Annotated in this window: 25 protein-coding genes; 15 read left to right on the plus strand and 10 right to left on the minus strand. The window is 58.9% G+C overall.

The features are described 5' to 3' along the window. Positions 1 to 37 precede the first annotated feature (37 nt). The 6 genes from MA884_RS14045 (at position 38) to trpE (ending at position 6,505) form a co-directional block, all read left to right on the plus strand. A complete protein-coding gene (locus MA884_RS14045) occupies positions 38 to 1,285 on the plus strand; it encodes an ABC transporter permease (RefSeq protein ID WP_256231091.1) in 1,248 nt (415 codons plus the stop codon). Positions 1,286 to 1,297: 12 nt separating this feature from the next. Then, complete coding sequence (locus MA884_RS14050; RefSeq protein ID WP_256231092.1) at positions 1,298 to 2,122, plus strand: ABC transporter permease; 825 nt, start codon at positions 1,298 to 1,300, stop codon at positions 2,120 to 2,122. 114 nt (positions 2,123 to 2,236) lie between these two features. Beyond that, positions 2,237 to 3,385: an iron-containing alcohol dehydrogenase gene (locus MA884_RS14055; RefSeq protein ID WP_256231093.1), complete on the plus strand. Its 1,149-nt coding sequence runs from the start codon at positions 2,237 to 2,239 to the stop codon at positions 3,383 to 3,385. A gap of 78 nt (positions 3,386 to 3,463) precedes the next feature. Beyond that, complete coding sequence (gene rpe / locus MA884_RS14060) at positions 3,464 to 4,138, plus strand: ribulose-phosphate 3-epimerase (protein WP_256231094.1); 675 nt, start codon at positions 3,464 to 3,466, stop codon at positions 4,136 to 4,138. After that, entirely contained in the window at positions 4,135 to 4,953 is an 819-nt protein-coding gene (locus tag MA884_RS14065) for a phosphoglycolate phosphatase (RefSeq protein ID WP_256231095.1), read from the plus strand. The genes rpe and MA884_RS14065 overlap by 4 nt, the downstream gene beginning before the upstream one ends. Positions 4,954 to 5,023: 70 nt before the next feature. Continuing rightward, positions 5,024 to 6,505: an anthranilate synthase component I gene (gene trpE, locus MA884_RS14070; RefSeq protein WP_256231096.1), complete on the plus strand. Its 1,482-nt coding sequence runs from the start codon at positions 5,024 to 5,026 to the stop codon at positions 6,503 to 6,505. Positions 6,506 to 6,651: 146 nt separating this feature from the next. Here trpE and estP read toward each other — a convergent pair whose 3' ends face one another. Beyond that, complete coding sequence (gene estP, locus MA884_RS14075; protein ID WP_256231097.1) at positions 6,652 to 8,559, minus strand: esterase EstP; 1,908 nt, start codon at positions 8,557 to 8,559, stop codon at positions 6,652 to 6,654. A gap of 410 nt (positions 8,560 to 8,969) precedes the next feature. Between estP and MA884_RS14080 the strand changes: the two genes are divergently transcribed. The 4 genes from MA884_RS14080 to MA884_RS14095 are packed head-to-tail and all read left to right on the plus strand — an operon-like array spanning position 8,970 to position 12,158. Beyond that, on the plus strand, positions 8,970 to 9,563 hold the full coding sequence (locus MA884_RS14080) for an aminodeoxychorismate/anthranilate synthase component II (RefSeq protein ID WP_256231098.1): 594 nt from the start codon (positions 8,970 to 8,972) through the stop codon (positions 9,561 to 9,563). Between the two features lie 9 nt (positions 9,564 to 9,572). Beyond that, positions 9,573 to 10,622 carry an anthranilate phosphoribosyltransferase gene (gene trpD, locus MA884_RS14085; RefSeq protein WP_256231099.1) on the plus strand — a complete coding sequence of 350 codons (1,050 nt, stop codon included), beginning with the start codon at positions 9,573 to 9,575 and terminating at the stop codon, positions 10,620 to 10,622. Further along, positions 10,619 to 11,455, plus strand: a complete 837-nt coding sequence (trpC, locus tag MA884_RS14090; RefSeq protein ID WP_256231100.1) for an indole-3-glycerol phosphate synthase TrpC — start codon at positions 10,619 to 10,621, stop codon at positions 11,453 to 11,455. The genes trpD and trpC overlap by 4 nt, the downstream gene beginning before the upstream one ends. A 4-nt stretch (positions 11,456 to 11,459) precedes the next feature. Continuing rightward, positions 11,460 to 12,158, plus strand: a complete 699-nt coding sequence (locus tag MA884_RS14095; RefSeq protein WP_256231101.1) for a lipoate--protein ligase family protein — start codon at positions 11,460 to 11,462, stop codon at positions 12,156 to 12,158. Here MA884_RS14095 and crp read toward each other — a convergent pair. Continuing rightward, entirely contained in the window at positions 12,155 to 12,799 is a 645-nt protein-coding gene (gene crp, locus MA884_RS14100; protein ID WP_214912445.1) for a cAMP-activated global transcriptional regulator CRP, read from the minus strand. The genes MA884_RS14095 and crp overlap by 4 nt on opposite strands. 234 nt (positions 12,800 to 13,033) lie before the next feature. Between crp and MA884_RS14105 the strand changes: the two genes are divergently transcribed. Further along, positions 13,034 to 13,456, plus strand: coding sequence for an OsmC family protein (locus MA884_RS14105; protein ID WP_003206127.1), 423 nt, complete (start codon positions 13,034 to 13,036; stop codon positions 13,454 to 13,456). 238 nt (positions 13,457 to 13,694) lie between these two features. Continuing rightward, entirely contained in the window at positions 13,695 to 14,489 is a 795-nt protein-coding gene (gene speD, locus MA884_RS14110; RefSeq protein WP_047228048.1) for an adenosylmethionine decarboxylase, read from the plus strand. A 130-nt stretch (positions 14,490 to 14,619) separates the two neighbouring features. Here speD and coq7 read toward each other — a convergent pair whose 3' ends face one another. From coq7 to hemJ, 6 genes are all read right to left on the minus strand, one after another. Next, positions 14,620 to 15,267, minus strand: a complete 648-nt coding sequence (coq7, locus tag MA884_RS14115) for a 2-polyprenyl-3-methyl-6-methoxy-1,4-benzoquinone monooxygenase (RefSeq protein ID WP_256231102.1) — start codon at positions 15,265 to 15,267, stop codon at positions 14,620 to 14,622. Between the two features lie 75 nt (positions 15,268 to 15,342). Next, complete coding sequence (locus MA884_RS14120) at positions 15,343 to 15,681, minus strand: histidine triad nucleotide-binding protein (protein WP_256231103.1); 339 nt, start codon at positions 15,679 to 15,681, stop codon at positions 15,343 to 15,345. Positions 15,682 to 15,763: 82 nt separating this feature from the next. Then, the gene (locus tag MA884_RS14125) at positions 15,764 to 16,552 is read right to left on the minus strand and encodes an SDR family oxidoreductase (protein ID WP_256231104.1); all 789 of its coding nucleotides are present in this window, start codon (positions 16,550 to 16,552) and stop codon (positions 15,764 to 15,766) included. 63 nt (positions 16,553 to 16,615) lie between these two features. Beyond that, complete coding sequence (locus tag MA884_RS14130) at positions 16,616 to 17,575, minus strand: DUF805 domain-containing protein (protein WP_256231105.1); 960 nt, start codon at positions 17,573 to 17,575, stop codon at positions 16,616 to 16,618. Positions 17,576 to 17,627: 52 nt separating this feature from the next. Further along, positions 17,628 to 18,596, minus strand: a complete 969-nt coding sequence (locus MA884_RS14135) for a nitronate monooxygenase family protein (RefSeq protein WP_256231106.1) — start codon at positions 18,594 to 18,596, stop codon at positions 17,628 to 17,630. Positions 18,597 to 18,631: 35 nt separating this feature from the next. Then, on the minus strand, positions 18,632 to 19,063 hold the full coding sequence (gene hemJ, locus MA884_RS14140) for a protoporphyrinogen oxidase HemJ (RefSeq protein ID WP_256231107.1): 432 nt from the start codon (positions 19,061 to 19,063) through the stop codon (positions 18,632 to 18,634). Between the two features lie 134 nt (positions 19,064 to 19,197). Here hemJ and argC point away from each other — a divergent pair, with 134 nt between their 5' ends. Then, positions 19,198 to 20,232 (plus strand): N-acetyl-gamma-glutamyl-phosphate reductase, encoded by a 1,035-nt coding sequence (gene argC, locus MA884_RS14145; protein ID WP_256231108.1) that lies wholly within the window; start codon positions 19,198 to 19,200, stop codon positions 20,230 to 20,232. A gap of 155 nt (positions 20,233 to 20,387) precedes the next feature. Further along, on the plus strand, positions 20,388 to 20,738 hold the full coding sequence (gene erpA, locus MA884_RS14150; protein ID WP_123343855.1) for an iron-sulfur cluster insertion protein ErpA: 351 nt from the start codon (positions 20,388 to 20,390) through the stop codon (positions 20,736 to 20,738). Between the two features lie 66 nt (positions 20,739 to 20,804). Here erpA and MA884_RS14155 read toward each other — a convergent pair whose 3' ends face one another. Together MA884_RS14155 and MA884_RS14160 are read right to left on the minus strand one after the other, a co-directional pair. Continuing rightward, positions 20,805 to 21,896: an anhydro-N-acetylmuramic acid kinase gene (locus tag MA884_RS14155; protein ID WP_256231109.1), complete on the minus strand. Its 1,092-nt coding sequence runs from the start codon at positions 21,894 to 21,896 to the stop codon at positions 20,805 to 20,807. Positions 21,897 to 21,899: 3 nt separating this feature from the next. Beyond that, positions 21,900 to 23,312, minus strand: coding sequence for a peptidoglycan DD-metalloendopeptidase family protein (locus MA884_RS14160; RefSeq protein WP_256231113.1), 1,413 nt, complete (start codon positions 23,310 to 23,312; stop codon positions 21,900 to 21,902). A gap of 210 nt (positions 23,313 to 23,522) precedes the next feature. Here MA884_RS14160 and tyrS point away from each other — a divergent pair, with 210 nt between their 5' ends. Continuing rightward, entirely contained in the window at positions 23,523 to 24,722 is a 1,200-nt protein-coding gene (gene tyrS / locus MA884_RS14165) for a tyrosine--tRNA ligase (RefSeq protein WP_256231110.1), read from the plus strand. Positions 24,723 to 24,805 lie beyond the last annotated feature (83 nt).

The raw sequence follows: 24,805 nt of genomic DNA on the forward strand, positions 1-24,805 counted from the left end.
GCCTCTGTAACGATCAAAAAGATTTGCGGAGTTCGCCATGGCCATCGCCGTTCCACTGAACGCGGGCACCAGCCCCACCTTGAAGCAGCGGCTCAAGCGCGCCGAGCGGGTCAACCGCTGGAAGGCCCAGGCCTTGATCGCGCCGCTGGTGTTGTTTCTGTTGCTGGTGTTCCTGGTGCCGATCGTGGCGCTGCTGTTCAAAAGTGTCAGCAACCCGGAAGTGGTCAACGGCATGCCGCGCACCGTCGCTGCGGTCGCTGCCTGGGACGGACGTGGGTTGCCAGGCGAGCCGGTATACAAGGCCGCCAGTGAAGACCTGGCCGAGGCCCGCAAGAATCAGACATTGGGCGATTTGTCCAAGCGCCTGAACATGGAACTGGCTGGCTACCGCAGCCTGATGACCAAGACCGCCCGCGCGCTGCCGTTCGCCACTGAGCCGGCCTCCTATAAAGAAGCGATGGAGAACCTCGACGAACGCTGGGGCGATCCGGCGTATTGGCAGGTGATCCGCCGCAACACCAGTGATGTCACCCCGTATTACCTGCTGGCGGCTGTCGATCATCGCATCGATGACCTCGGTGAACTGGCCCCGGCCACCCCCGATCAGGCGATCTACCTGGATATTTTTGCCCGTACGTTCTGGATGGGCCTGGTGATTACCGCGATCTGCCTGGTGCTGGCCTATCCGTTGGCCTACCTGCTGGCGAACCTGCCGTCGCGCCAGAGCAACCTGCTGATGATTTTGGTGCTGTTGCCGTTCTGGACGTCGATCCTGGTACGGGTGGCAGCGTGGATCGTGCTGCTGCAATCGGGCGGACTGATCAACGGTGGCCTGATGGCCATGGGTATCATCGATAAGCCTCTGGAGCTGGTGTTCAACCGCGCTGGCGTCTACATCTCCATGGTCCATATCCTGCTGCCGTTCATGATCCTGCCGATTTACAGCGTGATGAAAGGCATCTCGCCGACTTACATGCGTGCGGCGATTTCCCTGGGTTGCCATCCGTTTGCCAGTTTCTGGCGCGTGTACTTCCCGCAGACCTATGCCGGTGTCGGCGCCGGTTGCCTGTTGGTGTTCATCCTCGCCATCGGCTACTACATCACCCCGGCGCTGCTGGGCAGCCCGAGCGATCAGATGGTCAGCTATTTTGTCGCGTTCTACACCAACACCAGCATCAACTGGGGTATGGCCACGGCGCTCGGCGGGTTGTTGTTGCTGGCAACCGTCGTGCTCTATCTGATTTACAACTGGCTGGTGGGCGCCAGTCGCCTGCGCCTGAGCTGAGGGGAGATTGAAATGCTGAGTCCTTACATGTCCCCCGTCGAGCGGGTGTGGTTCTACAGCTTGCGCATATTCTGCGGGCTGCTCCTGTTGTTCCTGATCCTGCCGGTGCTGGTGATCATTCCGTTGTCGTTCAACTCCGGCAGCTTCCTGGTGTACCCACTGCAAGGCTTTTCGTTGCAGTGGTACCACGATTTCTTCGCCTCGGCGGAGTGGATGCGGGCGCTGAGGAACAGCGTCATCGTGGCCCCGGCGGCGACGGTACTGGCGATGATCTTCGGCACCCTGGCGGCTATTGGCCTGACCCGTGGCGACTTTCCGGGCAAGGCACTGGTGATGGCCCTGGTCATCTCGCCGATGGTGGTGCCGGTGGTGATCATCGGGGTGGCCAGTTACCTGTTCTTCGCGCCGCTGGGGATGGGCAACAGTTTCTTCTCGCTGATCGTGGTCCATGCGGTGCTGGGCGTGCCGTTCGTCATCATCACGGTGTCGGCGACCTTGCAGGGCTTTAACTACAATCTGGTTCGGGCCGCCGCCAGCCTCGGGGCTTCGCCCTTGACCGCGTTTCGTCGGGTGACCCTGCCTTTGATTGCCCCGGGTGTGATCTCCGGCGCACTGTTCGCCTTCGCGACCTCGTTCGATGAAGTGGTGGTGACGCTGTTCCTGGCAGGTCCCGAGCAGGCAACTCTGCCAAGACAGATGTTCAGCGGCATCCGCGAAAACCTCAGCCCCACCATCGCTGCCGCCGCGACGCTGCTGATCGCCTTTTCGGTGATCCTGTTGTTGACTCTGGAGTGGTTGCGTGGGCGTAGCGAGAAACTGCGCACGACCCAAGTCTGAGGATCAATGGCCCATCCACAGATTCCTTTATCGCATTCACGAGCTGAATAGCAGACAACCCGCAATACCGAGCTATCCTTGTGCCAGCCCATACTCGAATAAGAGGCCGCGCACATGAGTCTTTCTTCATTCAAGATCGCCCACAAACTGATCACCGGTGCCGCTGCCATCGAGCAACTGGCGGCCGAGCTGACGCGGCTGGATGTCGACAACCCGCTGATCGTCACCGACGCTGCGCTGGTCAAGTCCGGCACCGTGGAGCTGGCGTTGCAGCATTTGGGCGGGCGTGACTACGAGGTGTTCGACCGGGTCATGCCCGATCCGGAAATCGCCATCGTCGAAGATTGCATGCAGGCCTACCGCGACGGTGGTCATGATGGCTTGATCGGCCTGGGCGGCGGCAGTGCCATCGACATTGCCAAGAGCGTGGCGGCCTACGCTGGTTATCATGGCGAGCTGCAGGACTTGTTCGGCGTCGATCAGGTGCCGCGCAAAGGCCCACCGTTGATCGCCATTCCCACCACGGCCGGTACCGGTTCGGAAGTCACCAACGTAGCGATTCTCTCCGACAAGGCCGCGCAGCTGAAAAAGGGCATTGTCAGCGATTATTTGTTGCCGGACGTCGCGCTGGTCAGCCCGCAGATGACCCTCACCTGTCCACGGGGCGTGACCGCCGCCAGTGGCGTCGATGCGCTGGTGCATGCCATCGAGTCCTACCTGTCGCTCAATGCCTCGCCGATCACCGACGCTTTGGCTATCGGTGCTATAAAACTGATCACCCGCGCCTTGCCCAAGGCCTACGCCAACCCCTCTCATTTGCAAGCTCGCGAAGACATGGCCACTGCAAGCCTGATGGCCGGCATGGCCTTCGGCAATGCCGGAGTCGGGGCCGTGCATGCGCTGGCGTATCCGTTGGGCGGGCGTTTTCACGTGTCCCATGGTGTGGCTAACGCCTTGTTGCTGCCGTATGTCATGGCGTGGAACAAGATGGCGTGCGTCGAGCGCATGCGCGACATCGCCGAAGCCATGGGCATAAAGACCGCGCACCTGAGTGACCTTGAAGCCGCCGACGAAGCCGTGGAGGCCATGGTTGCGCTGTGTGCTGCCGTGGAAATTCCCCAGGGCCTGAGCAGCCTGGGGGTGACGGACGAGGTGATCCCGTCCATGGCGGTGGAAGCGGCCGGAATCGAGCGACTGATGCGCAACAATCCACGCAAACTGAGCGCCAGCGATATCGAGAAGATCTACCGCGCGGCGTATTGATCGTCTGCTACGGTGGGCGCGCCAAATCTTGAGGTATACAATGCGCGCCATCGTGATTTCGCTCAAAACAGGTGCGTCATGCAGCCCTTCGCTATTGCTCCGTCGATTCTCTCCGCCGACTTCGCCCGCCTGGGCGAGGAAGTGGACAACGTTCTGGCCGCCGGCGCCGACATCGTGCACTTCGATGTCATGGACAACCACTACGTACCCAACCTGACCATCGGCCCGATGGTCTGCGCGGCGCTGCGCAAGTATGGCGTCACGGCGCCGATCGACGCGCACCTGATGGTCAGCCCGGTGGATCGCATCGTCGGCGACTTCATCGAGGCTGGCGCCACCTATATCACCTTCCACCCCGAAGCCACGCAGCACGTCGATCGCTCCCTGCAGTTGATCCGTGAGGGCGGTTGCAAGGCTGGCCTGGTGTTCAATCCGGCGACGCCCCTGGACGTGCTCAAGTACGTGATGGACAAGGTCGACATGATTCTGCTGATGAGCGTCAACCCAGGCTTTGGCGGGCAGAAGTTCATTCCTGGCACGCTCGACAAGCTGCGTGAAGCCCGCGCGCTGATCAAGGCTTCGGGCCGCGACATCCGCCTGGAGATCGACGGCGGCGTGAACGTCAACAACATCCGCGAAATCGCAGAGGCCGGTGCCGACACCTTTGTCGCAGGCTCGGCAATTTTCAATGCGCCGGACTACAAAGAGGTCATTGAAAAAATGCGTGCCGAACTGGCCCTGGCCCGTCCATGAGCGGGTTCGAGCAGCTGTTTCCCGGCAGTTTGCCGCGTCTGGTGATGTTCGACCTTGATGGCACTCTGGTCGACTCGGTGCCGGACCTGGCGGCGGCGGTGGACAACATGCTGCTCACGCTCGGCCGCCCGACCGCCGGAATTGACGCCGTGCGCCACTGGGTCGGCAACGGCGCGCCGATGCTGGTGCGCCGGGCCCTGGCCAACCACATCGATGCCCAAGGTGTCGATGATGCCGAGGCCGAGCGGGCGCTGGCGTTGTTCAATGACGCCTACGAAGACAATCATCAACTGACGGTGGTCTATCCCGGCGTGCGCTCCACCCTCAAGTGGCTGCAAAAGCAGGGCGTGGAAATGGCCCTGATCACCAACAAACCGGAGCGCTTCGTCGCTCCGTTGTTGGACCAGATGAAAATCGGTCGTTATTTTCGCTGGATCATCGGTGGCGATACCCTGCCACAGAAAAAGCCTGACCCGGCTGCGCTATTTTTTGTGATGAAAATGGCCAACATTCCGGCCTCCCAATCGCTGTTCGTCGGCGACTCACGCAGCGATGTGCTGGCGGCGAAAGCGGCGGGGGTCAAATGTGTGGCGCTGAGCTACGGCTACAACCATGGCCGGCCGATCGCCGAAGAATTTCCCGCGTTGGTGATTGACGATTTGCGGCTGTTAATTCCCGGTTGCCTGGACCCGGCTGCTGAGATAACGTTGCCCGACGCTGTTCAATCCTCTTCTGGAAACGCCATCGTGGTGGTCACTCGCAAACTCTGGATGAAAGTCATGAAGGCCCTGGCCCGCTGGCGTTGGCGCGCCTGACCTGATCCTGGCCGGTTAGCCGGCGCGTTTGCATACCTGACTGTCAGCTCCTCCTGCCACGAGGCACACCATGATCCGCGAAGAATTCCTGCGTCTAGCCGCTGCCGGCTACAACCGCATCCCGCTTGCCTGCGAAACCCTGGCCGACTTCGACACGCCGCTGTCGATCTACCTCAAGCTGGCCGATGAGCCCAACTCTTACCTGCTCGAATCGGTGCAGGGCGGTGAGAAGTGGGGCCGTTATTCCATCATCGGCCTGCCGTGCCGCACGGTGCTGCGGGTCCATGACCATCGTGTCAGCGTGACCCATGACGGCGTCGAGATCGAAAGCCTGGAAGTCGAAGATCCGCTGGCCTTCGTCGAAACCTTCAAGGCCCGCTACAACGTGCCCACCATCCCTGGCCTGCCGCGGTTCAATGGTGGCCTGGTGGGTTATTTCGGCTACGACTGCGTACGCTATGTGGAAAAGCGCCTGGGCACCTGCCCGAACCCGGATCCGCTGGGCGTGCCGGACATTTTGCTGATGGTCTCTGACGCAGTGGTGGTCTTCGATAACCTCGCCGGCAAGATGCACGCGATTGTCCTGGCTGATCCGTCCCGGGAAGACGCCTACGAGCAAGGTCAGAAAAGTCTTCAGATGCTGCTGGAAAAACTCCGGCAGCCGATCACTCCGCGTCCTGGCCTGGACTTCAGCAAACAGTCGGCGGCCGATCCGGTGTTCCGTTCCAGTTTCACTCAGGACGATTACGAAAGGGCCGTCGATACCATCAAGGAATACATTCTGGCCGGCGACTGCATGCAAGTGGTGCCGTCGCAACGGATGTCCATCGACTTCAAGGCCGCGCCTATCGATCTGTACCGGGCGCTGCGCTGTTTCAATCCGACGCCTTACATGTACTTCTTCAACTTCGGCGACTTCCATGTCGTGGGCAGTTCGCCCGAAGTGCTGGTGCGGGTCGAAGACAATCTGATCACCGTGCGGCCTATCGCTGGCACCCGTCCCCGTGGGGCCACGGAAGAAGCCGACCGGGCGCTGGAAGAAGACCTGCTGTCAGATGACAAGGAAATCGCCGAGCACCTGATGCTGATCGACCTGGGCCGCAATGACACCGGGCGCGTCTCGGAAGTCGGTTCGGTGAAGCTCACCGAAAAGATGGTCATCGAGCGTTATTCCAACGTGATGCACATCGTCTCCAACGTCACGGGTCAATTGAAGGCCGGGCTGACGGCGATGGACGCCCTGCGGGCCATCCTGCCGGCGGGAACGTTGTCGGGAGCACCGAAGATCCGCGCCATGGAAATCATCGACGAACTGGAACCGGTCAAGCGTGGGGTATATGGCGGGGCCGTGGGCTATTTTGCCTGGAACGGCAACATGGACACTGCCATTGCTATCCGCACCGCCGTGATCAAGGACGGAGAACTGCACGTCCAAGCCGGTGGCGGGATCGTTGCTGACTCGGTGCCAGTGCTGGAGTGGGAAGAAACCCTGAACAAGCGTCGGGCAATGTTCCGTGCCGTGGCATTGGCCGAGCAGACCCCAAGCGACTGAACCGTTCTGGAACTGCGTAGGAACTGCGTAGGAGCTGTCGAGTGCAACGAGGCTGCGATCTTGTCCCAGACAATTGAATCGCAAGCGAAAGAGCAGATCAAAAGATCGCAGCCTCCGGCAGCTCCTACAGAAGCAAGCCGCCCTCTTTAGAAATCCAGACTGACCCCGACACTCACCCCCTGCTGAGTAAAGTCATCGTCCTTGCGCAGCGTATAACCGCCTCGCAGCGCCAGATCATTGGTCAACTTGTGGCTGACTCCCAGGCTCAGGCGATTCAAATGACTTTGCGGCGTATAGCCTTCAAGCGTGAAATCATTGGCCGGCAAACTGTTGAGCGCGATATTCACCTTTTGGGTGTCGTCTTCGTACTCGCGTTCGTGGGCATATTCGCCATACACCTGGGTCTGACGGGTGAAGTTGTATTTGCCTTGCAAGCCAATGCCCAAGCGTTTCGAGTCGCGGGTCTGGTCATCGAAAGTCAGGGCGGTGGAGCGGTTGCTCTTTTCTGAATACCCGTCGACTTCCACCTTCGCATAATCGGCGCTGATAAATGGTGACAGGTGCCACTGACTGCCCGGCTGGGCGATGTCGTAGCCCAGGCGCGTGCTGAATGCCCACAGGTGGCCGTCGGTGTCACCTTTCTCTTGCGCCTGGTTGACGCCCAGGTCGAACTTGCGCTCCAGGTTGTCGTAGTCGAGCTTGCCGCCGGTCAACGCGGCATCGGCCCACCAGCGATTCTGCTGGAACTGGGCGAAAGCGGTCGCCAGGTAGCTGTTGAGCTTGTAGTCCGAATCGTTGCTGCCTGCCTCCATGTCCTGGCGGTAGAAACCGGCGGCTACACCCACGCGCCAAGCCTCGTTAAGACGATAGCTGCCACCGACGTTCAGGCTGTAGCCGCTGCCGTCGGCGCTGGCGCCACTGCTCTGGCTGTCCATGTCCAGGTGCTGGCCGCCGCCTGCGACGATCGCCCGCCACTGACCGACGGTCTGCCAGTTCTCCCAGTCCGATTGCCACTGGCTGCGCAATTCATCCTGATGGGCGCGCAGGGTCGAGTGGGCCATTTCCGGCAGCAATGTCAGCTCCCATGGCGCGGCGAGCAGGGAAAAGGCGTAATCGGCGATCAGTTGCTGACCGGTCTCGGTGGGGTGGACCGAGTCGTTGTAGATCAGCTTGGTGGGGTCTGGCGTCGCGCTGTTGATGCCGTAGGTGGGGTTTTCCGTGCAGCCGTTGCCGCTGAAGCAGGTGGCGGTGAGGTTTTCGCCAGTGGCGAGGCCGAATCGTGCCGGATCGGCGAAGCTTTCCTGCAGCAATAACGGAACGTTCAGTGGAATGATTTCGGCATCAATGCCTTGCAGGCGCGTGACCAGTTGCTGGTTGAACTGGTTGCTGAGCTGCGAAACGGCGTCTTGTAAAGGCGTGCCATTGAGCGCAGGGGTCAGGCCCAGGTCGGGCAGCAGCCAGACCATCACATAACGGGCACCGGCGGTTTGCAGCACCTGGACGCTGTCGGCCAGACGGTCCGCGGCGGCGGTCGCCTGGGCGGGGGTCAGTACCAGTCCCTGGAGGAAGTCGTTACCACCGCCGGAAAGGTAATACAGCGCGTTCGGGTCGGCACGCAGGCCATTGGACAACAGGTATCCGTCACGGCTGCGCTCGCCAGTGTCGGAAACACCGGTAATCGAATCGAGGATCTGGTCAGTACGATACCCGCCCACGGCCCAGTTGTTGCCATCGGCCAGGCCTTCGCTGGCACGAACCGCCGAGGTGGATGCTGCGGTTTCATCGTCGGAAAAGCCCAACCGTCCGCCCAGCAGTTGGGTGGAATTGAGGGAATAGGATTCGCCGCTTCCGTCGAGATAGAGCGGGCCCGTGCGGTTGGTAAAGCGTTGGGCGGCCCCGGCCGGACCGTCCGGGTCGGCGAACTGGCCGGCATCGTTGAGGCTGTCACCGAAGACGATGAAGCTGGAATAGGGGTTGGGCGCTGCATTCGCCTGGGCGCAGGCCATCGCCAGCAAACAGCTGGCCATTGGTACGAACAACGTTTTTTTTATCATGAGAAAGTCCGTTTTATCTTATTGTTGTTAGAAAACGAAACGACAGTACCAAAAACTTCCGGCTTTTTGCCATCCATCAGGCGCGTCGCGATTGTTTCAAAGCCCTTCAGGGGATCGTCATATTGCGTGCTCCGTCCAGCTAAGCTACTGTGCCGGAACGTATGAACGAGACTTCCCCTGTGTCGATTGTCAGTAAACTTCCGGATCAATTGATCAAGGCACACGCCCGTTGGCGTTGGCGCGCCTGAACGTTCTCTGCCGGCCTGGCCGGACCTGTACCGATTTGCCTTCTTTACCCGCTTGAAAGTCGCTTCGCTGGCCCATCACACGCCTTGCCAAGCGCAGCGCCGCGCGGGTCGCTCTCGGAAGGCTGTATTTAAAGTCAGTGAATTCAATAGGTTGCTTACGCCATGTTGCTGATGATCGATAACTACGACTCTTTTACCTACAACGTTGTGCAGTACCTCGGTGAGCTGGGTTCCGAGGTCAAGGTCGTGCGCAACGACGAACTGACCATCGCTGAGATCGAAGCGCTCAAGCCTGAGCGCATCGTGGTCTCTCCCGGTCCTTGCACGCCGACCGAAGCGGGCATTTCCATCGAAGCCATCAAGTACTTCGCCGGCAAGCTGCCGATCCTGGGTGTCTGCCTGGGGCACCAGTCGATCGGCCAGGCCTTCGGCGGCGAGGTGGTACGCGCCCGGCAAGTCATGCACGGTAAGACTAGCCCGGTATTTCACGAGAACAAGGGCGTGTTCGAAGGTCTGAATCTTCCGCTGACCGTCACCCGCTACCACTCCCTGATCGTCGAGCGCCAAACCCTGCCAGACTGTCTGGAACTGACCGCCTGGACCCAGCTCGAGGACGGCTCTGTGGATGAAATCATGGGGCTTCGTCACAAGACGCTGAATATCGAGGGCGTGCAATTTCACCCCGAGTCTATTCTCACCGAACAGGGCCACGAGCTGTTCGCCAACTTCCTCAAACAAACCGGCGGCACGCGCTAAGGACTTTTCATGGATATCAAGACAGCCCTGAGCCGTATCGTCGGCCATCTCGACCTGAGTACCGACGAGATGCGTGACGTGATGCGCGAAATCATGACCGGCCAATGCTCGGATGCGCAGATCGGCGCGTTCATGATGGCCATGCGCATGAAGAGCGAGAGCATCGATGAGATCGTCGGCGCGGTTTCGGTCATGCGCGAGTTGGCGGACAAGGTCGAGCTCAAGACCCTGGATGGCGTGGTGGACGTGGTGGGCACCGGCGGTGACGGCGCCAATATCTTCAACGTTTCCACCGCCTCGGCCTTCGTCGTCGCCGCGGCCGGTTGCACCGTCGCCAAGCACGGTAATCGTGCGGTCTCCGGCAAGAGTGGCAGCGCCGATCTGCTGGAGGCGGCCGGGATCTACCTGAACCTGACCCCGGTGCAGGTGGCGCGTTGCATCGATAACGTCGGCATCGGTTTCATGTTCGCCCAGACCCACCACCGTGCCATGAAGCACGCCGCCGCGCCGCGTCGTGATCTGGGCCTGCGGACGATGTTCAACATGCTCGGCCCGCTTACGAATCCGGCCGGTGTGAAGCATCAAGTGGTGGGTGTGTTCAGCCAGGCATTGTGCCGGCCCCTGGCCGAGGTCTTGCAGCGTCTGGGTAGCAAGCACGTGCTGGTGGTCCATTCGAAAGATGGCCTGGACGAATTCAGTCTGGCTGCACCCACGTACGTGGCTGAATTAAAAAATGATCAGATCAGCGAGTATTGGGTCGAACCTGAAGACTTGGGCATGAAGAGCCAGAGCCTGCATGGGCTGGCGGTGGATGGGCCGGCCCAGTCGCTGGAACTGATTCGCGATGCCTTGGGGCGTCGCAAGACCGAAAATGGCCAGAAGGCCGCCGAGATGATCGTACTCAATGCGGGCGCCGCGTTGTATGCGGCGGATCACGCCAGCAGCCTCAAGCAGGGCGTGGAACTGGCCCATGATGCGTTGCACACCGGCCTTGCCAGGGAAAAACTCGAAGAGTTGGGTGCATTTACCGCCGTATTCAAAGTGGAGAACGAAGGATGAGCGTGCCAACGGTTCTGGAAAAAATTCTGGCTCGCAAGGCTGAAGAAGTGGCCGGGCGCAGTGCTCGGGTCAGTCTGGCAGAGCTGGAAGCCTTGGCGCGGGCAGCGGATGCGCCGCGCGGATTTGCCAAGGCGCTGATCGATCAGGCCAAGAAGAAGCAGCCAGCGGTGATTGCCGAAATCAAAAAGGCATCCCCCAGCAAGGGTGTGATCCGTGAACACTTCGTTCCCGCCGACATCGCCAGGAGCTATGAGAAAGGCGGTGCGACTTGCCTTTCGGTACTGACCGATATTGATTTTTTCCAGGGTGCCGATGAATACCTCAAGCAGGCGCGGGAGGCGTGCACGCTGCCGGTGATTCGCAAGGACTTCATGATCGATCCTTACCAGATCGTTGAAGCTCGCGTTCTGGGCGCAGATTGCGTGCTGTTGATCGTTTCCGCTCTGGACGACGTGAAGATGGCCGAGCTGGCGGCGGTCGCCAAAGGCGTGGGCCTGGATGTGCTGGTGGAGGTCCATGATGGCGAGGAGCTGGAGCGGGCCTTGAAGACCCTCGATACTCCGCTGGTCGGCGTGAACAATCGCAACCTGCATACTTTCGAAGTCAACCTGGAAACGACCCTGGATTTGTTGCCGCGTATTCCGCGCGACCGCTTGGTGATCACCGAGAGCGGGATCCTTAACCGGGCCGATGTCGAGCTGATGGAAGTCAGCGATGTGTATTCGTTCCTGGTGGGCGAAGCGTTCATGCGCGCGGAAAATCCGGGTACCGAGTTGCAACGTCTGTTCTTCCCTGAACGCGGCGTTCCGATAAGCGGTTCGACACTGGATTGACTCAATGTCGCCCGTGATTTCCCTGAGCGTCGAAACCGGCCTGCAAGCCGAACAGGATTTGCTGGCCAGCATTTGCGCGGGCGACGCTGAGTTCGGCTTGTTGTTCTGGCAACCCAACGATCGCGCGCTGGTCATGCCTCGTCGGTTGAGTCGGTTACCGGGGTTCGAACACGCCTGCGAAGTCTCGGCGGCCCACGGCTGGCCAGTGCTGCTGCGCGAAACCGGCGGTGAGCCGGTGCCGCAGTCTGCCGCTACCGTCAATATCGCCCTGGTGTACGCACCGCCGCGTAGCGAAGGCGATCATGGGCGGATCGAAACCGGTTATCGCCGGTTGTGTGATCCGATCTGCCAGTTGCTGGATGAGCTGGGTGGGGTGGCTTCGCTGGGCGAAGTCGACGGTGCATTCTGCGATGGTCGATTCAATGTCAATCTCGACGGCCGGAAAATGGTCGGTACCGCTCAGCGCTGGCGTCAGAGCAAAGGCGGCCAACGTCCGGTGGGCCTGGTGCATGGAGCGCTGTTGCTGGAGAACGAACGCGAATCGATGGTTGCCGCGGTGAATCGCTTCAATGAAGCCTGTGGCCTGGCGCAGCGAGTGCGTGCCGAGAGCCATATTGCCTTGCATGAAAAATTCCCGGCGTCTCACGCGCTGCAGCGGCTCGAGGCGCTATACCGGGAACTGCTGACCACGCTGCTCGCCTAACGCGTTCCAAACACCACCATGGTCTTGCCTTTGACGCTGACCAGGTTGCGCTCCTCCAGATCCTTGAGCACACGACCGACCATCTCCCGCGAGCAGCCAACAATCCGGCCGATTTCCTGGCGGGTCACCTTGATCTGCATGCCGTCCGGGTGGGTCATGGCATCGGGCTGCTTGCACAGTTCCAGCAAGCAGCGGGCTACGCGACCGGTTACGTCGAAGAAGGCGAGGTCACCCACCTTGCGGGTAGTGTTGCGCAGGCGTTGTGCGATCTGTCCGCTGAGGACGTAAAGAATGTCTGGATCCTGCACCGACAGTTCCCGGAACTTGCTGTAGCTGATCTCCGCAACCTCACATTCGACCTTGGCCCTTACCCAGGCGCTGCGCTCCTGTTCTTTGCCTGCCTGTTCAAACAGTCCGAGTTCGCCGAAGAAATCCCCGGAATTGAGATAGGCGATGATCATTTCCCGACCGTCATCATCCTCGATCAGGATAGTGACTGACCCCTTGATGATGAAAAACAGTGTGTCGGAACGATCGCCCGCGCAAATGATGTTGTGCTTGGCTGGGTAGCGGCGGCGTTGACAATGCATCAAAAGCTTGTCGAGATTCTTGATCTTGGGTGTGGGAGTAATGGCAACCATGGTTGTATCCCGAAAGACTGCGCGGTGTATTGATTTGGATTTTTTGTGGGGCGCGAATGGCAATCGCTATAGCTGGCCATGCGCCAGCTAATTGGCGTCAGCTTAACAGAGGCATCCCTAATTGATTTGAGAATTTACCTACGTGCATTCGTCAGGGAGCCTAAGGCAGAAGCCGTCGTGGCTGGGGGCTGTGCTAAGCTGGCGACCCTTTTTTCAGACAGTGGAGTCTTGGCGATGAAGGCACGCATCCAATGGGCTGGCGAAGCCATGTTCCTCGGTGAGTCAGGTAGCGGTCATGTGGTCGTCATGGACGGTCCGCCCGAAGCCGGTGGCCGGAACCTGGGTGTACGGCCGATGGAAATGCTGCTGCTGGGCGTGGGTGGCTGCAGTAACTTCGACGTGGTCAGCATCCTTAAAAAATCGCGTCAGGCCGTCGAAAGTTGCGAAGCATTCCTGGAAGCGGAGCGGGCCACTGAAGACCCGAAAGTGTTCACCAAAATTCACATGCATTTCGTGGTCAAGGGGCGTGCCTTGAAGGAAGCCCAGGTCAAGCGCGCCATTGAGCTGTCCGCTGAGAAATATTGCTCGGCTTCCATCATGCTCGGCGCCGCCGGTGTTGAAATCACCCACGATTATGAAATCATCGAATTGGGTTGAATCGACATCCAACCATCATAAAAGCAGTGCAAGCTCTGGCGATCAGAAGCCGACCTCTGCATAATGCGCCACTTTTTTCAGGGCAGTGATCGGTCCCCGACCGGTCCCTTGTCTGGACAGACAACCAAAATCGCCATCGCGAAGAGGTGTTAACCGTCCTACGCAGGTGCGTCGTTCGCATCTGACGGGCATGCTTGATCACGCGGCCAGGCCGCAATACATAGAGAGTTTTCAAACGGTGAAAAGCAAACTCAAGCTCCATGGGTTCAACAACCTGACAAAGACCTTGAGCTTCAACATCTATGACATCTGCTATGCGGAAACCCCGCAGGACCAGCAGGCCTACGTTGAGTACATCAATAAAGAGTACAACGCCAAGCGCCTCACGCAGATCCTCACGGAAGTTGTCGATATCATTGGTGCCAACATCCTGAACATCGCCAGTCAGGACTATGAACCCCAAGGCGCCAGCGTGACCATTCTGATCTCGGAAGAGCCGGTGACACCGACCGACAGCCAGATCGAAGAGTCCCCGGGCCCGTTGCCGGAAATCATCCTGGCCCACCTCGACAAGAGCCACATTACGGTACATACCTACCCGGAAATCCACCCGGTGGATGGTATTGCGACGTTCCGCGTGGACATCGATGTGTCGACCTGTGGCGTCATTTCACCGCTCAAGGCACTCAACTTCCTGATCCACCAGTTCGACTCGGACATCGTGACGGTGGATTACCGTGTGCGTGGGTTTACCCGCGACGTTGAAGGCCATAAGCACTTTATTGATCACGAGATCAACTCGATTCAGAATTATCTCTCCGAAGACACTCGCGACGCGTACCAGATGACCGACGTGAACGTGTATCAGGAAAACCTGTTCCACACCAAAATGCTGCTCAAGAACTTCGAGCTTGATAACTACCTGTTCGGCGACGCTACCAGCAACCTTTCTGCTGAACAGCGGGACCAGGTGGAAGACCGTGTGAAACACGAGATGCTGGAAATTTTCTACGCGCGCAACATGCCGCGCTGAAGATTTCGAGTGCAAAAAAAGGCGACTACCCATGGGTAGTCGCCTTTTTTAATTTCTGTGAGAGCGTGGATAGACCCTAAAGCGTGCAACGCTGTGGCTCGGTGATAAATCCCCTCGCCACCTTGCACGATCAGATTCGATAAGTGCTCTTGGTCATGACCTTGGCCAACAGGCTCATGCCGAACTTCACCGGCGCCGGAAAACGGAACCCCCCAGCCTCAAGCGCACTCTCGGCGTGGTGCTCTTCATCCTCGCGCATCTGCTCCAGAATCGCCCGGGTCTTTTCATCCTCGGCCGGCAATTGCTCCAGATGCTCATTCAAGTGTTTGCACACCTGATGTTCAGTGGCCGCAACGAAGCCGAGGCTGACTTTGTCGCTGATCAGCCCGGCCACTGCGCCGATTCCGAATGACATCCCGTAGAACAACGGGTTCAGGACGCTGGTATGGCTGCCCAGTTGGCGAATGCGTTGCTCGCACCAGACCAGATGGTCGATTTCTTCTTCGGCGGCATGTTCCATCGCCTCACGCACCTGGGGCAGCTTCGCCGTCAGCGCCTGGCCCTGATACAGCGCCTGGGCGCAGACCTCACCGGTGTGGTTGATGCGCATCAACCCAGCGACATGGCGGGTTTGCTCGTCACTCATTTGCACGTCCGGCTGCACGATAGCCGGCGATGGGCGGTAGGGCTGACCACTGAAGGGCAGCAGCGTACGCATCGCGGTATCGGCCTGCAGCAGCAGACGGTCAATCGGTGAGTAGTGACGTTGGGTAGTCATGCTTACCTCCGGGAAAAATCACGGCGGCCAGTTTAACCCAATCGGCCGCTGAGGATTTGCGTGGGGTCAAGGATATCAACCCGGCGGCCAGTGCATCTGACGCTGCCCAAGCACATGCATATGAATGTGATAGACAGTCTGTCCCCCAAGTTCATTGCAGTTCATCACCACACGAAAACCTTCTTCGCAGCCCAACTCGAGCGCCAAGCGCTGGGCAGTAAACAGGATATGCCCGGCCAGGCCTTTGTCTTGCTCGGTCAGATCATTGAGCGTGCGGATCGGTTTCTTCGGGATGACCAGAAAATGCACAGGTGCTTGCGGGGCGATGTCGTGGAATGCCAGAACTTGATCATCTTCGTAAATGATCTTGGCTGGAATCTCCCGGTTGATGATCTTGGTAAACAGAGTATCCACAGCTGTTTCTCCATTGGGTTAGTCGAGGTCGAGTGTACTGAAGGCTCGATTGGCGAGCCCGGTTTTATACGGATAAAGGCATTCAGCGGGGGCAACAGGCCTTGTTGCTCATGCCGGCGATAGTTCGAACCAGCCATCGTGGCCCCAGTCGCGGTAACGCAGCCAGCCAGCGATTGCGACGCCCCGGAACAATGATCGCCCGGTTCTTCTCCAGTGCGCGCACGGCATACAATGCAACTTCCTCCGGGCTCATCAGCCCTTTGCTGTCGATGAATTTCTGTTCATTGAGCTGTGCCTTGGCGAAAAAACCGGTTCGTGTCGGGCCGGGGCAAAGCACCGATACCTTGATTGCGCTTTTTTTCAGTTCGACCCGCAGGGCTTCGGAGAAGTGCAGCACGTAAGCCTTGCTGGCGTGATAGGTACTCATCCAGGGTCCAGGCTGGAACGCGGCGATCGATGCAACGTTCAGGATCTGGCCACCGCCCTGCAGCGCCATGCTGTTGCCCACCGAATGACAGAGCCGCGTCAAGGCGAGGATGTTGACTTCGATCAGATCTTGCTCGGTCATCCAGTCCTGGCCCAGGAACGGCCCGCTGGTGCCGATGCCGGCGCAATTGACCAGCAGGTCGATCTGGCGTTCGCCTTCTTCCAGCTCAAGCAGAAAGCCCGAAAGCCTCAGCGGTTCCCCCAGGTCACAAGCCCGGAACAACACCTCCACGCCAAAACGCTGAGTCAGTTCGATTGCAATACTTTCCAGCCGATCACGCTGTCGAGCCACCAATATCAGGTCGCGACCGCGGCGGGCGAGTGCTTCGGCCATTGCCAGGCCAATGCCACTGGAGGCGCCAGTGATCAGAGCGTAACGGGTCATGCAGTTCTCCATCGCAACGGTCCCGTCGCCAGTGTACTGAGCTGTCACCGGCACGAAGCGCGCTTATTGTTCCTCTTCATAGTCTACAGAAGGCGCAGCAGGCTCGGCTGCTTCGACGGCAGGTTCTGCAGTGTCTTCATCAATGAGTTCGCTGCTCTCATAGCTGCTCAAGGAACTGCTGTCGTATTCCTCTGTGATGCCGCTGAATGTCCCGGCCATTGCGGCAAGGAAAGCCACTACGATCATGACGATCCACAGCGACGAAAGTACCTTGACCGCGGTGCTGTTGGGCGGCGGCGGGGGGCCATAGCGATTGGCGCCGGTGTTGCCGGGCAACGCCATGAGTACGAAGGGGAAGACACTGCCCACGAACGGCACCAGGTTGAGCAGCCACAACCACCCGGACCAGCCCAGGTCGTGCAGGCGCTGGACGCTGAACTGAATGCTTACATAAGCAAAGCCCAGAGCGATGATCAGCCCCAGCAGGCCGCCGACGATCATTGCTGCTGTGGAGCTGGAGGCGAGGAACCAGGTAAGACCCAGTGAAAAGGCTGTGCCGACCACAAACAGCATGACCAGCGTCAAGACCATGGTCCAGCCCAGAAATCGCAGCCGTCCGATACGCCCATCGAAGCTGAAGGGCTTGAGCGTGCTGTACTCGGCCATTGCTTCACCCACCTCGGCTCGGGGTGGCGCGTAGGGCGATACCGGGTCGATGATTGAGTCCGGGTGGCGTCCGCTCGACTGCGGCGGCGAATGCTGTACCTCGTCCAGGTTCAGTTCAAGGGAGGGCTCTGCTTCGATCCGGGCATCGATCCCGCTCTTGTTGAGAGCCTCCAGGTACTTCTGCGCGTCGGCCTGGGACAGGTTGCTTTTAAGCGCCACCTTGCGCCCGCTGAACAACCGTTCAATGGCACTGACATCACTTTTGAACAGTTCAGCCAGGTTAAGCTTGGCTGTGGTGGTATCGACACCCGGCAGCAGGGCGCCATCGAATACGATATTGAAACGGGTTTCGCTCATGCCAGGCATCCTTGTCTCATTAGGTTAAGCAATGGTTTGGATCAGGCTGATTTCAGCGGGGCCATTGGCTGCCGAGTTGTGCCGCTCGGGCCAGCGCCTGCCGATATTCTTCATCCAGGCGTGCCACTAGCTGATCGACACTTGGCAGATCATGGATTTCACCCACGCCCTGGCCTGCGGACCAGACGGTTTTCCAGGCCTTGGCTTCGTCGTTCAGCGGCTTGAGTTTTGAACCGAAATCCACCTCGCCCTTGCCCTGCAGGGCGGCCAGGTCGAAACCGGCGTTTTCCAGGCTCTGGCGCATGAAGCTGGCCGGCACCCCGGACACCGCAGGAGTATGCACGATGTCCGCGGCTCTGGATGTGAGCAACATCTCTTTATAAGCGTCAGGTGCATGGCTTTCGGTCGTGCCGATAAAGCGTGTGCCGAAGTAGGCCAAATCCGCGCCCAGCAGTTGTGCGGCCAGAATCTGCTGGCCGTGGTTCAGGCATCCCGCAAGCAGCAGGGTTTTATCGAAGAACTGCCGAATCTCGGCGACCAGTGAGAAAGGGCTCCAGGTCCCGGCGTGGCCTCCTGCACCGGCGGCGACCGCTATCAAGCCATCAACACCGGCTTCGGCCGCTTTTTCGGCATGACGGCGGGTGGTCACATCGTGGAATACCAGCCCACCATAGCTGTGAACCGCATCCACCAGTTCTTTCACTGCGCCCAGGCTGGTGATGACAATCGGCACCTTGTGTTCGATGCAGATGGCCAGGTCGGCCTGAAGCCGCGGGTTGCTGTGATGGACGATCAGGTTTACGGCATAGGGCGCCGGGTCTTCCATTGTTGCCAGGCCCGCTTCGATTTCTTCCAGCCAAGCCTTGAAGCCACTGCTTTCGCGCTGGTTCAGCGCCGGAAAGCTGCCGACGATTCCGTTGCGGCAGCAGGCCAGTACCAGTTGTGGATTGGAAATCAGAAACATCGGCGCTGCCACGACGGGCAGGCGCAAACGTTGTTCAAGCAGAGCGGGCAGCGACATCGGAAGTACCCCGGATAAGTGGTGCTGATTGGAAGTTAGAACGGCCGAACGACGACCAGAATTACGATAGCCAGCAATATCAGAACCGGCACTTCATTGAACCAGCGATAAAAGACATGGCTGCGGGTGTTTTCGCCACGGGCGAAGCGCTTCAATTGCGCACCGCACATATGGTGATAGCCGATCAGCAGCACCACCAGGGTCAACTTGGCGTGCATCCAGCCGCCTTGAGTGAAGTAGGCGCTGGCGTTGAGACTGAGCAGCCAGATGCCGAATACGAGGGTGGCGATCATCGCCGGGCCCATGATGCCGCGATACAGCTTGCGCTCCATGACGCTGAAGCGTTCTTTACTGATGCTGTCTTCACTTTGAGCGTGATACACAAACAGGCGAGGCAGGTAGAACAAGCCGGCGAACCAGCAGACCATGCTGACGATATGAAGTGCTTTGAGCCATAGATAGAGCATTTTGGTTTATTCCCAGATTCACGGTAGCCCGATAGTAGAGGCTAGAGCGCCCACACGTCACCTTGGCGGTTGTCGCCGAGCCGCGCGGCCCCTATCATCGACAGCTTTCCAGTGGGTTCGTTGAGGGCAGGTATATGGTCAAGGTCGGTATCGTCGGCGGCACGGGTTACACCGGTGTCGAACTGCTGCGTCTGTTGGCACAGCATCCGCAGGCTGAGGTGGTGGTCATTACTTCCCGATCCGAGGCCGGACTGGCCGTCGCTGACATGTATCCGAATCTGCGGGGCCATTACGACGGCCTCGCGTTTAGCGTTCCAGACGTCAAGACCCTCGGAGCCTGTGATGTGGTGTTCTTCGCCACGCCTCACGGGGTCGCTCATGCCTTGGCAGGCGAGCTGCTGGCCGCCGGGACCAAGGTCATCGACCTGTCGGCAGATTTCCGCCTGCAAGACGCCGAAGAATGGGCCAAATGGTACGGTCAGCCCCACGGTGCGCCGGATCTGCTGGACGAGGCGGTCTACGGTCTGCCGGAAGTCAATCGCGAGAAAATCAGGCAGGCACGGCTGATCGCTGTACCGGGCTGCTATCCAACGGCAACGCAACTGGGTTTCCTGCCACTGCTCGAGGCCGGTCTTGCCGATGCGTCGCGTCTGATCGCTGATTGCAAGTCCGGTGTCAGCGGTGCCGGCCGTGGCGCCAGTGTCGGCTCGTTGTATTCCGAGACGTCGGAAAGCATGAAGGCATACGCAGTCAAAGGTCACCGTCATCTGCCGGAAATCCGCCAGGGGCTGCGCCGCGCCGCGGGCAAGGATGTCGGCCTGACTTTCGTGCCGCACCTGACGCCGATGATTCGGGGCATTCACTCCACGCTGTACGCAACCGTCGTCGACCGTTCCGTAGACCTGCAAGCGTTGTTCGAGAAGCGTTACGCCAACGAACCGTTCGTCGACGTGATGCCGGCTGGCAGCCACCCTGAAACTCGTAGCGTACGCGGCGCGAACGTTTGCCGGATCGCGGTGCATCGCCCGCAGGATGGCGATCTGGTAGTGGTGTTGTCAGTCATCGATAACCTGGTCAAAGGCGCGTCCGGCCAGGCTGTGCAGAACTTGAACATCCTGTTCGGGCTGGATGAGCGTCTGGGTCTGTCCCACGCAGGGATGTTGCCTTAACTCCAATCTGAGGCTGCAAGCTTGAAGTGCCAGGCTTGCAGCTTATAACGTGTAGTTTGCGTCTGCCCCTCAAATAGTTGACCGATTTTCTAGGAGAAGCGGATAATGCGCGTCATCACGCATTATGGCGGCGTAAGCGCCGGGAGATATTCAGCATGAGCGTCGAAACCTTCACCCCCATGGCTTTGCAATTCACCCACGGTGCCGCGCACAAGGTGAAGAGCCTGGTCGATGAGGAAGGGAATGATCGTTTAAAGCTGCGCGTTTTTGTGACGGGCGGTGGTTGTTCGGGTTTTCAATACGGCTTCACTTTCGATGAGGAAGTGGCTGATGACGACACCATCGTCGAGCGCGAAGGTGTCAGCCTCGTGGTCGATCCGATGAGCTTCCAGTACCTGGCGGGTGCTGAGGTGGATTATCAGGAAGGACTGGAGGGGTCGCGTTTCGTCATCAAGAACCCTAACGCCACCACGACCTGTGGGTGCGGTTCTTCGTTTTCGATCTGACGGCTCAATAAGAACGCCGCAGCGCCTTACAGCTCTGCGGCGTTTTGCTGTCCGGGGGAAATGGATTCAGGCGGGATAGATTGCGCCGAGTATGCGCAGGCCCCGTGCGCCGGTGACACTTGGGCGATTCGCTGAAATGCCTTCAAGGCAGCAATGGGCCAGCCAGGCAAAAGCCATGGCTTCGACCCAATCCGGGTCTACCCCGTAAGCGGCCGTGCTGCTGACTTGGGTGTGTGGCAGTAAGTCGGCCAGCCGCTTCATGAGTGTGCGGTTGTGTGCGCCGCCGCCGCAAACCAGCAGCTCTTGAGTGTTGGTTTGGGCATTTTGCAGTGATTGGACGATGGTCAGGGCCGTCAATTCGAGCAGCGTTGCCTGCACGTCTTCAGGGGCGAAGGCCGGTAGGTGCGACAGATGCTGGGTCAGCCAGGACAGGTTGAACACTTCCCGGCCTGTGCTTTTAGGGCCTTGAGTGATAAAGAACGGGTCGCCAAGCAGAGTCTTTAGCAAAGCCGGTTCGACTTTTCCGCCGGCCGCCCACAGGCCATCGCGATCAAAGTGCTCGCCCCGTTGCTGATGTATCCAGGCGTCCAGCAATACGTTGCCAGGGCCGCAATCAAAGCCGGCTACGGGCTTTTCGGGTTCTATCAGGCTGAGATTGCTGAAGCCACCGATATTCAGTACGGCGCGATTGCCAGCCCGTTCTTCAAACAGCGCTTCGTGAAACGCAGGAACCAACGGGGCACCTTGCCCGCCAGCGGCAACATCGCGACTGCGAAAATCGCTGACGACGGCAATGCCGGTCAATTCGCTCAACAATGCCGGGTTGCCGATCTGCACGGTAAAGCCACGGGCCGGCTCGTGTCGTATGGTCTGGCCATGGCTACCGATCGCTCTGATATCTTCAGGTTTGAGCGTCTGCCCCTCAAGAAGCGTGTGGACGCCTTGCGCAGCCAGCCTTACCCAGTGTTGTTGAGCAATGGCTGAGCGAGCAATCTCATCGGGCCCGCTGCTGCACAACGCAAGTATTTCGGCGCGCAGGGAGGCGGGCATGGGGATGTAGTGTGTGGCGATCAACTTGATCGCCGGAGTCAGCTCGATCAGCGCGATATCCAGTCCATCCAGACTGGTGCCAGACATCACGCCGATATAGCGCGCCATGGCTTAGCGCTTGCTCGAGGCCAGCATGGTGGCTTTTTCCTGATCCATGCGAGCCATCAAGGGCTGGCTCTGAGCCAGGAAGCGGGAGCGCTCGGACTTGGCGATCGGATCGGCCATTGGGAGCTTCTGGCCCAGTGGATCAACGTGAACGCCGTTGACCTGGAATTCATAATGCAAATGCGGTCCGGTGGACAGGCCGGTAGTGCCGATATAGCCAATCACCTGGCCTTGTTTGACGCTGCCCCCGGTCTTCACGCCTTTGGCGAAGCCCTGCATATGGCCATACAGAGTGCGGTAAGTGTTGCCGTGCTGGATGATTACGGTGTTGCCATAGCCACCCCGACGTCCGGCCAGCAGCACTTTGCCGTCTCCGGCGGCCTTGATTGGCGTGCCGCGGGGAGCTGCGTAGTCGACGCCCTTGTGGGCACGGATCTTGTTCAGGATTGGGTGTTTGCGGCCTACGGAGAATCTTGAGCTGATGCGGGCGAAATCAACCGGCGTACGGATGAATGCCTTGCGCATGCTGTTGCCGTCGGCAGTGTAATAGCTGCTGTTGCCTTGTTTGTTGGTGTAGCGTACCGCCGTGTAGGTCTTGCCGCGATTGGTGAAACGGGCGGAAAGAATAGGGCCGTTGCCGACGCTTTTTCCATTGACCATTTTCTGTTCGTAAATGACATCGAACTCATCGCCCTGGCGAATATCCTGAGCGAAGTCGATGTCGTAGCCAAATACGCTGGCCATGTCCATTGTCAGGCTATGGGAAAGGCCGGCGCGTGCGGCCGATTGCGACAATGAGCTGTTAATGACGCCATGAGCATAGGCTGAGCGCACGGTGGGTTTGGTGATGACGCGGTTGAACGCATAGCCCTTGTCGTTTTTGGTCAGGGTGATGCTTTCCAGATCGCTCAGCTTGGTGTGCAGACTGGTCAGTTGTCCGTCTGGGCTGAGTTCGAACTCGAGTTTCTGACCCCTCTGTAGTCGAGCGAACTGTTTGGCTTTCTTGTCGTTGGCCAGGATTTCGTGGACCAACGTCGACGGCAGGCCAACCTTTTCGAAGAGGGTGGAGAGCGTGTCGCCTTTGGCAACAATCACCTCATGGTGGCCCGGGTCTTTCTTTTCTTCTGCTGCGGGTTCCGCTTGGGCGGACGCGGCAGTGTCTTCAGCGGTGTTTTCGATCTGCGCGAAGGGGGAAGCAGTCGCCTCGTTTGTGGCTTGAACGGCTTCGGCAGCGTCTTGATCTTGTGTCAGTTGTTCAGCGGGACTTTCCAGTTCGAGACTCAGGGTCGTCTTTTTGGCTTCAACATCGCTGGAAGGGAATACCAAGAGCGCCAGGCTAAGAAGGGCGGCGATGCCACTTGCGGCGAGCAGGTGGGTCTTGGGGTAAAGCGGCGGCGCCTTGGATGGTTTTGTGGTCATAGGTAATTTGACTTTTGAAAAGGTGAATTGGAAAAGATGAATGACATGATGAAGATGAAATAACTGTATAAAATATAACCAAATCACCTGCGAAGCAAGCCCGCGGACACTCTGGTCGTGGATTGGTGTCTGCGCGCCCCGCAAACCTTGTATTTGGTGTGCGATCTTGTATGGTTGGGTCCCTTTGAATCTGAGCCTTGCGGGTCTGTTATGAAGTCGGTTGAAGAGCAGCTAGCGCTGATCAAACGTGGTGCGGAAGAACTGTTGGTCGAGTCCGAGCTGATTGAAAAGCTCAAGCGCGGCCAGCCGCTGCGCATCAAGGCTGGTTTCGACCCGACGGCCCCGGATCTGCACCTGGGGCATACCGTGCTTATTAATAAGCTGCGTCAGTTCCAGGACTTGGGGCATCAGGTCATCTTTCTTATAGGTGACTTCACCGGGATGATCGGTGATCCGAGCGGCAAGAGTGCGACGCGTCCACCGCTGACTCGCGAGCAGGTTCTCGATAACGCCGAGACCTACAAGACTCAGGTCTTCAAGATTCTTGATCCGGCCAAGACCGAAGTCGCTTTCAACTCTACCTGGATGGATCAGATGGGGCCGGCGGACTTCATTCGCCTGACTTCCCAGTACACCGTGGCTCGTATGCTGGAGCGCGATGATTTTGACAAGCGCTATAAAACCAGTCAGCCGATCGCCATTCATGAATTCCTCTACCCGCTTGTGCAAGGCTATGACTCGGTCGCGTTGCGTGCCGACGTCGAGCTCGGCGGTACGGATCAGAAGTTCAACCTGCTGATGGGGCGTGAGCTTCAGCGTGGCTATGGCCAGGAAGCCCAGTGCATTCTGACCATGCCGTTGCTGGAAGGGTTGGATGGTGTGAAGAAGATGTCCAAATCGTTGGGCAACTATGTGGGTATCCAGGAAGCGCCAGGAGTGATGTACGGTAAGTTGGTTTCCATTCCTGACGCGCTTATGTGGCGTTACTTCGAGTTGCTCAGCTTCCGTTCCATGGATGAGATCAATGCATTCCGTGCGGATGTTGAGGCTGGCGCAAATCCTCGGGACATCAAGATCAAGCTGGCTGAGGAGATCGTCGCTCGTTTCCATGGTGAAGAGGCTGCGGCCAATGCTCATCGTGCGGCGGGCAACCGCATGAAGGATGGCGAGTTGCCGGATGACCTGCCTGAGATCGAATTGACTGCGGCCGAAGATATGCCGATTGCGGCTGTCCTTAATAAAGCGGGCCTGGTCAAGAATGCGGCGGCGGCGCGAGACCTTCTTGGTTCGGGAGGGGTGCGCATAGATGGTGAGGTTGTGGATCGCACCTATATATATAAGCTGGGTGCCGCCCATGTCTGTCAGGCCGGGAAGAAGGCTTTTGCGCGTATCGTGTTGAAATCCGAATAAAGCTTAAATTAGTTCTTGACGGCAAATCCTGGACGTCTATAATTCGCCCCACTTCCGGCGCAGTCGAAACGAAAAACTCCTTG

The sequence above is a fragment of the Pseudomonas sp. Q11 genome (assembly GCF_024494355.1).
GTDB classification, from domain to species: domain Bacteria; phylum Pseudomonadota; class Gammaproteobacteria; order Pseudomonadales; family Pseudomonadaceae; genus Aquipseudomonas; species Aquipseudomonas hefeiensis.